Annotated in this window: 13 protein-coding genes and 1 pseudogene; 4 read left to right on the plus strand and 10 right to left on the minus strand. The window is 64.8% G+C overall.

The window, feature by feature from the left end; all coding sequences use genetic code 11:
• The 6 genes and pseudogenes from J1G35_RS29980 to gspG form a co-directional block, all read right to left on the minus strand.
• Positions 1-331 (minus strand): annotated as a pseudogene (locus J1G35_RS29980) (type II secretion system protein GspE); the annotation flags it as partial.
• A gap of 352 nt (positions 332-683) precedes the next feature.
• The gene (gene gspD / locus J1G35_RS29985) at positions 684-3005 is read right to left on the minus strand and encodes a type II secretion system secretin GspD (protein ID WP_223016808.1); all 2322 of its coding nucleotides are present in this window, start codon (positions 3003-3005) and stop codon (positions 684-686) included.
• Positions 3002-3514: a type II secretion system protein GspM gene (gene gspM, locus J1G35_RS29990; RefSeq protein WP_223016809.1), complete on the minus strand. Its 513-nt coding sequence runs from the start codon at positions 3512-3514 to the stop codon at positions 3002-3004. The genes gspD and gspM overlap by 4 nt, the downstream gene beginning before the upstream one ends.
• The gene (gene gspL, locus J1G35_RS29995) at positions 3507-4577 is read right to left on the minus strand and encodes a type II secretion system protein GspL (RefSeq protein ID WP_223016810.1); all 1071 of its coding nucleotides are present in this window, start codon (positions 4575-4577) and stop codon (positions 3507-3509) included. Before gspL ends, gspM begins: the two co-directional genes overlap by 8 nt.
• A complete protein-coding gene (gene gspK / locus J1G35_RS30000) occupies positions 4574-5452 on the minus strand; it encodes a type II secretion system minor pseudopilin GspK (RefSeq protein WP_223016811.1) in 879 nt (292 codons plus the stop codon). Before gspK ends, gspL begins: the two co-directional genes overlap by 4 nt.
• Positions 5453-5460: 8 nt before the next feature.
• Positions 5461-5910: a type II secretion system major pseudopilin GspG gene (gspG, locus tag J1G35_RS30005; protein WP_053140795.1), complete on the minus strand. Its 450-nt coding sequence runs from the start codon at positions 5908-5910 to the stop codon at positions 5461-5463.
• A 148-nt stretch (positions 5911-6058) separates the two neighbouring features.
• Here gspG and gspI point away from each other — a divergent pair, with 148 nt between their 5' ends.
• Positions 6059-6424 (plus strand): type II secretion system minor pseudopilin GspI, encoded by a 366-nt coding sequence (gene gspI, locus J1G35_RS30010; RefSeq protein WP_053140798.1) that lies wholly within the window; start codon positions 6059-6061, stop codon positions 6422-6424.
• Here gspI and J1G35_RS30015 read toward each other — a convergent pair.
• The gene (locus tag J1G35_RS30015; protein ID WP_223016812.1) at positions 6411-6842 is read right to left on the minus strand and encodes a type II secretion system protein N; all 432 of its coding nucleotides are present in this window, start codon (positions 6840-6842) and stop codon (positions 6411-6413) included. The two genes, gspI and J1G35_RS30015, sit on opposite strands and share 14 nt — an antisense overlap.
• Positions 6843-6935: 93 nt before the next feature.
• On the opposite strand from J1G35_RS30015, the gene gspH reads away from it, so the two are divergent.
• Positions 6936-7388 (plus strand): type II secretion system minor pseudopilin GspH, encoded by a 453-nt coding sequence (gspH, locus tag J1G35_RS30020; protein ID WP_223016813.1) that lies wholly within the window; start codon positions 6936-6938, stop codon positions 7386-7388.
• Positions 7385-7996, plus strand: a complete 612-nt coding sequence (locus tag J1G35_RS30025; protein ID WP_223016814.1) for a type II secretion system protein GspJ — start codon at positions 7385-7387, stop codon at positions 7994-7996. Before gspH ends, J1G35_RS30025 begins: the two co-directional genes overlap by 4 nt.
• Before the next feature lie 124 nt (positions 7997-8120).
• Here J1G35_RS30025 and J1G35_RS30030 read toward each other — a convergent pair whose 3' ends face one another.
• Genes J1G35_RS30030 through J1G35_RS30040 form a run of 3 tightly spaced genes read right to left on the minus strand, consistent with a single transcriptional unit; the run spans position 8121 to position 10271 of the window.
• The gene (locus tag J1G35_RS30030) at positions 8121-9047 is read right to left on the minus strand and encodes a FecR domain-containing protein (RefSeq protein WP_223016815.1); all 927 of its coding nucleotides are present in this window, start codon (positions 9045-9047) and stop codon (positions 8121-8123) included.
• 37 nt (positions 9048-9084) lie between these two features.
• Positions 9085-9630, minus strand: a complete 546-nt coding sequence (locus J1G35_RS30035; protein ID WP_027607555.1) for an RNA polymerase sigma factor — start codon at positions 9628-9630, stop codon at positions 9085-9087.
• Positions 9627-10271: a secretin and TonB N-terminal domain-containing protein gene (locus J1G35_RS30040; protein WP_223016816.1), complete on the minus strand. Its 645-nt coding sequence runs from the start codon at positions 10269-10271 to the stop codon at positions 9627-9629. The genes J1G35_RS30035 and J1G35_RS30040 overlap by 4 nt, the downstream gene beginning before the upstream one ends.
• A 216-nt stretch (positions 10272-10487) precedes the next feature.
• On the opposite strand from J1G35_RS30040, the gene J1G35_RS30045 reads away from it, so the two are divergent.
• A complete protein-coding gene (locus tag J1G35_RS30045; protein ID WP_053140815.1) occupies positions 10488-10787 on the plus strand; it encodes a hypothetical protein in 300 nt (99 codons plus the stop codon).
• Positions 10788-10982 lie beyond the last annotated feature (195 nt).

Raw genomic sequence — 10982 nt, forward strand, 5'->3', positions numbered from 1 at the left:
CGTTGATCATACGAATCACCGGCGCGCCGTCCTGGGTGTCGAGCAGGTCGGTGATCTCGGGCATGTCCTGCATCAGGCGGTCGAGGTCGACCTCGTTCTCTGCCGCGCCCACCACGGCGGCGGCGCTGCCGGTGTCGGCGTAGGCACTGGCCAGGAGGCCGTCGAGCTCGTCGTCGCGTATCTGCTCAACACGCGATTGGCCGAACTGGCGCTGTACTTCGCTGATGGACCAGCCGGGGGTCGAGGGGCAGACGGTGAGCAGCATGCCGTCCTCGCCGGGGCGCAGGAGGATGCGTTGGGATTTGGCCCAGGCGTAAGGGAGAAGGCTCACAAGACATCTTCCTGACCGAGCGCGGTCACAAAACAACGTACCCACGATGCGAAGCGAGCCGCTTTTGATCTTGATCTTCGGCGCCCCGTAAAACCACGCTGGCCGAACGCAGGCTTGAATCCGTGGGTAACCCGGCAGGACGCCGGGTTAGCCGTCCTGGGCCAGGGACGGCCCATGACGGCGGCCCACGGATTCAAGCCTGCGTTCGGGCACACCGAGCCTAGGCGAGGTGCCGAGTGGTGGGGCGAGGACCTTTTGGTTACTTTTGGGTCCTTCCAAAAGTGACCCGCTGTAAGAGCGGAACCATAGGTGGCGGTTACCGCAGGAATGGATATGTACACGGTCAAAATGTTCACGGTCGCCCCCCAGAAACCGGCACAGCCCGAATCACCGCCCTCGGCCCCTGCTGCTGCCCGCCCGGAATCGCCTTCTCCACCGACGGCAATTGCGGCGCCTGTACATCCGGCATCGCCCAGCTGTGTTCCGGCTGCAACCCACTCTGCGCGCGGCGCATAAACTCATAGCGGTTCAAGGTAATACTGCGCCCCGCGCCACTGTCGCGAATGATGTAAGGCCGCAAAAACACCATCAGGTTGGTCTTGCTCACACTGCGCTTCTCATTGCGAAACAACGCCCCCAACCCCGGAATATCCGACAGCCACGGCACCGCGTCATTGCTCTGGCTATAGCCATCCTGCAACAGCCCGCCCAGCACCATGATCTGCCCGTCATCCAGCAGGATGCTGGTGTCGATCGCGCGCTTGTTGGTCACCGTGCCCGCTGCCACCGAGGCCCGGGAATCCACGCTGCTGACTTCCTGGTAGATATCCAGTTTCACCGTGCCGCCTTCGGAGATCTGAGGGCGCACGTTCAGCTTGAGCCCCACTTCTTCACGCTGCACGGTCTGGAACGGGTTATTGCTGGTGCCGCCGCCACCGGTCACATAGCTGCCGGTGACAAACGGAATGGTCTGCCCGACAAAAATGCTCGCGGCTTCGTTGTCCAGGGTCAGCAGGTTCGGCGTCGACAGCACATTGGTGCCGCCCTTGCTCTTCAAGGCACGGGCCAGCACCTTGAGGTCGAGCACCTTGCCGATCCCCGGAATATCCACAGTGCCATTGACCACGCCGATATTCAGGCCCTTGGGCAGCACATCAATACTGGTGGGACTGGTCGGCGTGCCCACGACACCGCTGCCGCCCAGGTTCACCCCGCCGAAGCCACCTCGGCCCGCCAGGTTGCCGGCCTGCCATTGCACGCCGAACTCGGTGGCATCGTCCTCGCCGACTTCCACGATCAGGCTTTCGATCACCACCTGGGCGCGGCGTTGGTCGAGCATGTCGATCACTTCGCGCAGGTTGCGGTACAGCGGGTCTGGCGCGGAGATCAGCAAGGTGTTGGTGGTGGCGTCGGCCTGGATGGTCACGCCGCCAGCGCTGAACGCGGTGTCCTGCTCGTTGGCGGTGTTGCCGCTGCTGGTGCTGTCGCTGGAGCCGGTGGTTTGCCCATAGCCCGACTGCACGCCACTGCCGGTGGGTGTGCCGCTGCTGTTTTGGGCGTTGCCCGTGCCCTGGCTGTTCTTGCTATTGCCGCCCATGGCACTGAGCTTGCCACGTGCCTCGTCGCTCACGCCCGAATCGCTCTCACCGGTGAGCAGCCCGCGCAGCGACTGGGCCAGCTTGGCGGCCTGGGCGTTGCGCAGATACACCACGTGCATATTGCTGGGGTTGCTCTGGGCATTGTCGAGCTTGTAGATGAGGTTGCGCGCCAGCTCCGTACGCTCGGGGCTGCCGGAACGGATGATGATCGAATTGGAGCGCGGGTCGCCGACCACATTGATCTTCTGGGTCTGGTCGGCGCCCTGGGTTTCCAGCAGTTCGGCGACCATGGCCGCGATGTCCACGGCGATGCCGTTTTGAATCTGCACCACGTCGGTGTCGATCGCGCTGGGGGTGTCGATACCACTGATGATCTGCGCGACCCGCGCGAGGTTTTCCGCATAGTCAGTGATGACGATGCTGTTGTTGCCGGGGTAGGCGTTGATCGGGTTGTTCGGCGACACGATGGGGCGCAGCACCGGGATCAGGTTCACCGCGTTTTCATATTGCAGGCGGAAGGTGCGGGTCTGCATGCCGCTGCTGCCGGCGCTGTAGATCGGCCCGCCGAGCAACTTGGCATCGGCCTCCGGCACCACCTGGGCCACGCCGCCCACATCCACCACGCTGAAGCCCTGCATACGCAGCGCCGCCAGCAGCATGTCGTAGGCCTGATGCGCCGGTACCTGGCCTTCGCTGACCAGGGTGAGGTTGCCTTTTACCCGCGGGTCCACCAGGAATTGCTGGCCGGTGGCACGGGACAACGCGCGCACCACCGCCTGGATATCGGCATCGACGAAGTTGAGCTGCACCGGCTGGTCACCCAGCGGGTTACGCGCCTTGACGGGCGCCGGGGCCTGACCTCGGGCACTGTTGGTGACCCGGTGTTGTACCGCAGGCTTGGGGGCCGGCTCGCGTTGGCGATCCAGCACGGTGTCGCCGCTGCGACGGGTGTCGGCCAGGGGTTGGCCAAGTTCACTGTCCACCAGTAACGGCGTGGTTGACGGGCTGCTGCACGCACTCAGGGCCAGCAACAGCAACGGCGCGGCCTTGCGAAAAGGGAGGACTGACCACTTCATGAAGCTTCCTTAGCGCCAAGCGCCTGATCCATGCGAACGGTCCCGGACACAGTGCCGGCCGAGTTATCGACGGCATCCGCAGCACGTTGCAAACGCGCCTCGGACACCTCCAGGGAAAATGAACGGGGATTGCCCAGCAGCCAGCCCACCACGGCGTCGGCCGGGGCGTTGTCGAAGGTCAGGCGCCAACCGCCGGCGTCCAGCACCTGCAACTGGTAATGCCCTTGCAGGCCGGCACCGTCCAGGGCCTGGCGCAAAGCCGCTTCGTCGGCCTGGCGCGGTGCGGCGACATCCTGCAACAGCACCTGCAAGGCTTCGGCCTGGGCGCGCAGCTTGGGGGTTTCGGCCTGCCAGTAATCGATCTTTTTCAACGCCGGCTGCACCAGCACCAACCAGGTCAGCAGGCTCGCCAACACCAGCCCGGCGCCGATCAGCAAGCGTTTCTCGCGCAGGGCCAGGCCGCTCCAGAACACCTGGGCCTGGGTGCGCAGGCGCAACCACCTATTCATCGCCGGCCTCCGGTTTTTCCGTGGCCTGCGCCGGGCCGATGCTCCAGCCATGTTCATCGCGCGTGGCCGCAAAACCGGCCTGGGCCAACGCCGCCTGCCACTCCCCCTCGGCCGCCGGGTTACGACTGTCGGCGAGCAGTCCCAGGTGCAGGATGCCCTGCTCAAAGTTCAGGTTGTCGACGCTGCCCACCATAAAAGGCAGGTTGCTGCCCGCCAGTTGCAGCAGGCTGCTGAAGCGTTGACCCGAATCGGCAGCCGCGCCGCTCTGGCGCGCGGCCAACTGTTGACGGGCCTGCTGCAAGGGGTTGAGTACCACCGGTAATTGCGGAAACGCCTGGCGCACCTGTTGGCTCATCAACGCCTTGAGCCGTTGGCCTTCGTCCACCTGGCGGGCGGCGTAGAGGTTGAGGCCGACGGTCCAGATGGCGGTGGCCAGCGCGATACAGGCCAGCGCCCTGCCCCATCCGGCGCCAGACGCTTGGCTGACACGCGCGTGCAAGCCCCAGGCCGGCACCGCACCGCTCCAACGCTGCGCCGCCGCCACCAGCGGCACATCGAGCGCCTGCAACCCCAGCGGGTGCACAGCGCCTTGTTGCAGGCTGTCGCGCGTCAACAGGTAGCCTTCATCCAACGCCGCAGCCCCTACCGGCAAGGCATAGGGCGCCGGGTACAGGCCGCGCAGTTTGAGCTGCACCTGGGCCAATACCTGGCCCAACCGCTCCAACCCAGTCTTGGGCACCCAGCCCACCTGCACACGCCCATCGCTTTCGCGCGGGCCGTGGGCCACCTGCATCTGTTCCACTGGACCGAGGATCAGTGCCTGGGCCGCACAGGCCACCGCCGCCTGGGTTTTTGCTGCGGCCAATGGCGGCAGTTCAAGGCTGGTGAGCAGGCTGTCGCGCGGGTGCAGAAAGCAGTCCACCGCCTGCCGGCTCTTGCCCAATTGCGCCAGGCTTTCCTGCCCTTCGGACACCACCACGCCACGGTCGAGCCAGGCAAATTTCACCTGGCTTTGTGCGCTGAGCTGATCCAGCGGCGGCAAGGCAATGCGCAAGCGTTTCATACGCCCACCCGCGACCAGATCACCTTGGGTTCACGGTCTTCGGGGCGGTGCAGCAACGCATCGATCGTCACCCGACGGCGCTCGCGCCGCGCCTGGCCCTGCAAGCGAAACCACTCGCTGGTGATGCCCACCTGCACCGATTCCAACTCGACCTGGGGCAAGTGCAGACGGTTGACGAAATCCCCACGGTTGATAAACCAATGGCCATTGTCGCGCTCGGCCACCAGCCCATGGGCCTGGGACAGGCTGAGCTGCGGCACCACCGCGCTGAGCACTTCGGCACTCGCGGTGTTGCCGTTGACCCAGGTATTGCCGGGCAGCACGCTGACGTACGCCTGCAGGCGCTGCAACACCTCAGGGGTCAGGCCTTCGAGGCCGCTCAGGTCGTCGAGGCTGCGCAGCATCGGGTATTTGGCGGGCAACCCCTTCTGTTCATAGGACGCGATCACCCGTTGGCTGATGCGCCGGCTCACGGCCTGTGCCACGCCCAGGGTGCGGCACAGGCGCTCGAAGCTCTGCAATTGCTCGGCATCGGGCAGCTGGCGGTTAACCAGGTTGCGCAGGTTGAACTTGCCCTGTTCATCGTCAATCCGCCCCTCGAATACGCCGGCCTGGGCCCGCGCCCAGGGTTGGTCAAGGCGGGTCAGCACGTCCTTCTGGCGCGCTTCCCAGAGCATCTGCCGGCTGCGTTCAAGGCCACCGAGCAACAGCCATTGGCCCTGCACGCGCGACTGTTCGGCTTCCAGGCTGCGGGTGAATACGGTCTGGCGCGTGAGCATGCCGCCGGCGATCACCGCCACCACCGCCGCGATCAGCAAGGCACTGATAATCGCCATGCCGCGCTGCTTCGCCGCTGGGGGCGAATACCGTTTCATGGCGCGCCTTACAACTGCCAGGAGCCGATATCGGCATTGACGCCATCGCCATCCGGTTGGCCGTCGGCACCCAGGGAGAACACATCGACCTCACCGTTGGCCCCCGGATTGAGGTAGTGATAAGGATGGCCCCAGGGGTCGTTGGGCAAGCGCTCTAGGTAGGCGCGCCAGTTGCTGTTCTTGGCATCTGCCGGGCGTTCCACCAGCACTTTCAGGCCCTGGTTCATGCTCGGGTAAGTGCCATGGTCGAGGCGATACAGCTTCAACGCCTGCATCAACCCACCGATGTCCTGTTTCGCGGCGGTGGCCCGTGCCTGGTCCGGGCGATCGAGGACCTTGGGGACCACCATCGCCGCGAGGATCCCAAGGATGACCACCACCACCATGATCTCGATCAAGGTGAAGCCACGCTGGCCGCGAGGGCCTGGCAATGGGGATGTTAGGCGCGCGATATCCATCTCGACATTCCTTGGCTTGGGTACATTTCGTGGCGCAGTGTTGCAAGAACACATGTCAGTCGTATTGAAAATCCTCGGGAGTTTCGGTCGCCAATCGGTCAACTGCCGGCGCTAGTCTGCGGGCCTGTTTCCCGGCTTTGAGAACCCCATGTACGGCCGTCGCAAGGAGCAAGGTTTTACCCTGATCGAGGTGCTCGTGGCGCTGGCGATCATCGCCGTGGCGATGGCCGCTGCCATCCGCGTGGCGGGGTTGATGACCCAGAGCAACGGCTTGCTGCGGGACAAATCCATGGCGTTGCTGGCGGCGCAGAGTCGCCTGGCAGAGTTGCGCCTGGAGGGGCATTTGCGCGACGGCACAAAGACCTTCAGCTGTGACCAGGGGCGCTTGAAACTGCGGTGCGAGCAGACCATCAGTCGCGATGGCCGCCTGTTTCAAGTCAACGTGCAGGTGCGGGACGCCAGCCGCGAGGCGCCGCCGCTGGCCCGCGTGGAGACACAGGTCAGGGCCGAGTGAGTCGCGGCAAGGCCGGCCCATCGGGCAATTTGTCGAGGTTGATGCGCAGCTTCTCGCCGCCGCGCTCGATCTCGACCCCGTCGCCTTCGATGGCCGTGAGCCGCACGCCGGGGCTGAGGCGCTCGCCCAACAGGAAACTGCGCGGCGGCCCGTCGTTGAGACTGAGGATCGCCACCGCACCGCGCGCACCGGCCAGCACCCCAGAGACCTTGACCTGCAACGCCGTCGGCGCGTTGGAAAACCATTGCAGCGCCGGGTTATCGCTGCGCGCCGCCAGCACCTGGGGCGCGGCCTGGGGCGTATGGGACTCGGCGGACGTCAGCAGCAGCGGCGTCCAGACCGCCACACCGGCCAACGCCGCCAGCAACGCAACGATTTGCACGCCGTGCACCGGTGAGAAACGCAGAGTAAATGCCATGGGAAGGACCTCCTGTTTGTCCATGGCATCAGCCTACAGGCCAATTCGCACGTTTTTATTTCACAAGCTCACCAGCTTTTGAGGCGCCTACCGATGAAACAGCAAGGCTTTACCCTGATCGAGTTGATGGTGGTGCTGGTGATCATCGGCATCGCCAGCGCCGCCATCAGCCTGACCATCAAGCCCGACCCACTGCACTTGCTGCGCAAGGACGCCGAGCGCCTGAGCCAACTGCTGCAAGTGGCCCAGGCGGAAGCGCGTGCCGATGGCCGACCGATCACCTGGCGCGCCGACGCCAAGGGCTTTCGCTTCAACCGCCGCAACGACGCTGGCAACGGCGTCGAGGCCTTCCAGGACGACAGCCAACTGCGTCCACGCCTATGGGAAAGCAAGCCGATGCACATCAACATCGAACCCCGGCAAACCCTGGTGCTCGACGCCGAATGGATCAAGCCGCCGTTGCGAGTGGTGTTGTCCGACGGCCAACACAGCCTCAGCCTGCAACGCGACGCCGCCGGCCTGATGCGCGTGGTGAGCCAGCCATGAACCGATCCGAGCAAGGCTTCACCCTGATCGAAGTGATGGTGGCGATCATGCTCATGGCCGTGGTCAGCGTAATCGCCTGGCGCGGGCTGGACAGCGTCACCCGCGCCGACCAGCACCTGCAGGCGAGCAGCGAACAGACCGAAGTGCTGCTGCGCGCCCTGAACCAGCTGCAGCGCGACATCAGCCTGCGCGCCAGCGTCGAACTGAACGTCCCGGATCCTTCAAAGAACAGTGCGGAAAAAGTCGATGGGCTGGCGGCGGTGACGGTGCGCAGTTCCGACAGCCAAGGGTTTCGGCTGGACATCATTCGCAGCGCCCCCCTCGACGGCGATGGCCTGCAACGGGTGCGCTGGTGGCTCAAGGGCGACAGTTTGTATCGCGCTGCGGCACCCGCGCGCGACCGCTATCCGCTGCCGGCGGCAAAGGATGGTGTGGTGGTGTTGAGCGGGGTCAGTGATCTGCAGGTGCGGGTGTGGGAGAAGGATAAGGGCTGGCGGCAGTTGAGCGGGAATCGGCGTGAGGATCCGTTGGGGCTGGAGATCAGTTTGGTGCGGGAGACGCCGCAGGGGGTGGAGAAGTATCGGCAGGTGGTGGGGCCTTTGCGCTAGTCTTTGGCGTTGAATGTGGGAGGCCCCACTACCTCTTCAACGTAGCGATGTCGCGCACCAAACTGGAACCTCTGTGGCGAGCGGTCGACTGAAATTGCTTATGCAAGACTCGGCACAACAACACCTAACTCAACAACACCACCCCACCCGGCAACTCCGTGCACTTGGCCCCATACGCATCCCGAATCAACAACGCCACCCCCGCCAACTGCTGCAGGCTGAACCGTGCCTGTACGCGTCGCTGGCCGAGTTCCTTGTTGAGCAGCACCAGCATCCCCGGCCGGTAGCGGTTGATCTCGTCTACCACCGTGGCCAGGGTGGCGTTGTTGAAGACCAGGACCTGTTCGCGCCAGGCCACGACCGCCTGGGTGTCCACCATCACCGGTTCGCCCATGCCGGCCGCGTCGTAGCTCAGTTGCCGGCCGCTCTCCAGGCGCACGCTGCGCCCGGCAACGTCCACCGACAACCATCCCTCGATACAGGTCACGCACACCGTGCGGTCGGTGTTGCGCAGATTGAAACGTGCCTGCGCCGCGCTCACCCAGCCTTCCCCCGCCAGCACCTTGAGCGGCTGTGCGGAATGGGCGATCACTTCGACTTCGCCTTCAAGCAATTCAAGGCCCTGCCCCACTTGGCTCACGCGCGTTTGGGTATTGAGTTCCAGGCTGACCCCGTTACTCAACAACACTTGGCGTTGTTCGCCGACTTCGGTGCGATAGTCCGCCGTGAGGCCGGCAAAACCACCGGGGGAGCCGACCTGCACCATCACCACAGCGGCCGATGCGGCAATCGCGCCGCCCAGGAATGCACGGCGGCCGAAACTGCGCGGTTGCGATACCTGCTCAAGCGCCGGTGCCAACTGCTGCCACATCGCCTTGGCCTGCTCGAACGCCTGGGCGTGCTCGGGGCTTTGCGCACACCAGGCTTTGAGCGCCTTGGCATCGGCCACGGTGGCGCGGCCCGAGGTCAGCACGAGCAGCCAGTCGCGGGCTTCATCGTGCAGGGGGCTGGCGGCGGAGTGCCGGGCGGCGGAGAGGCTAAAAATGTTCAAGCGGGCAAATACTCACGGTTTTATCAGGGACTCGACTCTAAGACGGTTTTCCGGCCCCGGGACCGAACCGCTGGATCACTTTTCTTTCCAAACGCTTGGCGCAGTGACCCAGGGCGGCCTTGATTTCCTTCTCGACCATGCGCGTGGAAATACCGAAACGCTGGGAGATTTCCAGGTGCGGCGCCTCTTCCAGGCGGGCGGCGATGAGGATCTTGCGGCGGCGTGCCGGCAGTTCGTAGAGCGCCTTGACCAGGGACTGGATTTCTTTCTGGCCGCCCACCACCCGTGACGGGTCCTGGGCTTCGTCGGCGCTTTGCAGCAGTTCTTCGACCTCGCTGCCGGTGAGCAGGCGCGCGTCGGCCTGGCGGCGGTCGGCGGCGATGTTCAGGGCCATGCGGTACAGGTAGGCATTGGGTTGCGCCAGGTTGGGCGGCACTTCCATGCGGTCGACCCGCAGGTAGGTTTCGTGCAGCACATCGTTGGCCAGGTCCTCCGAACCCAGGCGCTTGCGCAAACGCACCTTGAAGTCGTCGTAGGAGGCCAGGAACAAGCCGACCATCGTGCTGTGCCCGGTATTTTTCATCCGCCCCAGGCTCCGTTTGCTGCTGTGCATTCCATGCGCATTCCTGTTGTGTCGGGCATCAAAAGTAAAGTCACCGGTTGGCGCAGCGAGCTCGGCGCCGGGCGTTCGACCCGCGTGGCTCCCAGATTGCGTACCAGTGCTTCATCGCGTTGTTCATCGCCGGTGGAGCTGACCAACCGACTGTGTTCGATCAGCCCTTGCGGGTTGACCCACACCTGCACCAGCGCACGGAAACTGCCGGGCCGGGTCAACTGCGAGCGGCACAGGCTGGTCTCGATGGCCTGCTGCAAGGCCGTGGCGTAGCTGTTGTTAATCCGCGCGGCGTTGCGTGCCGCCGCACCACGGGTCGCAGGCGGCTGGCTGACCGCGGGCAACTGCAAGGTGAACGCATCACTGCGCGCATAACGCGCCATCAGGCCACTCCCCGTCAGCAACATCGCCAGAGCCTCCTGCGCCGTAAAACGCCCGCGCACACTGATGGAACGCCGGCCCCGCGTCAGTTCGCGGTCGACCAGCACCGCCATTCCGGTGGCGCGGCTGTACGCTTGCAGGGCGTGTTCCAGGTCTTGCGCCGGCAGGTTCAACTGCAGCTGCGGTGACTCAGCCTGCGCGACGCGACCACCGGCCAGCAGCAACAGCAAGACCAGGGCGCATACGGCGCGCCTCCAGGCCCCCTGTTCACCCCCTGCTCTGCATCGCTGCACGGCCGACGCGCCCTAGAAAACCGTCATCCTGAGGCCAGTTTATGAACCTGATGTTACGGTGATAGCAAAAAAAACATCACGGTGACGAGAGGCCCGCTGCACTAGACTCGTTCACCTACCGGCCCATTCCTTCGGGCCCGCCAGGAGGCCTCGATGAAGCGCTTACCGATCCTCGCCAGCCTGTTGCTGTGCGCGGCCCTGCCCTTGCACGCCCACGCCGAAAACTGCGCCGACGTCTCGGTGGATGGCTACAAGGCGCCCGACTATGGCTGCCTGAGCCAGCAGATGGGCAACGACACCAATGCCGCCAAAGCCGCGCAGAAAAACCGCGAGGCGCAAGGCATTGCCGTGGACAAGCGCCAGCCCAACAAGCTCGGCCTGGCCACCCCGGCGGCGACCAGCGTGCGCATGGGCAACACCTTCGGCACCTCGGTGAAGCCGCAGCGGCCTTGAACTGTTCGAGCAACACAGAACCAATGTGGGAGGGGATTGCTCCCGATGGCGGTGGGTCAGTCAATGATGCCGTGACTGTGCTGCCGCTATGGGGGCATAGGTATCTACACAACTTTGTCTAAACGCTGTCCCCCCGGCAGATAGGGCTGTTGTGGCGAGCGGGCTTGCCCCGCGTTGGGCTGCGCAGCAGCCCCA

Source organism: Pseudomonas sp. SH10-3B, from assembly GCF_019891415.1.
Classification (GTDB): domain Bacteria; phylum Pseudomonadota; class Gammaproteobacteria; order Pseudomonadales; family Pseudomonadaceae; genus Aquipseudomonas.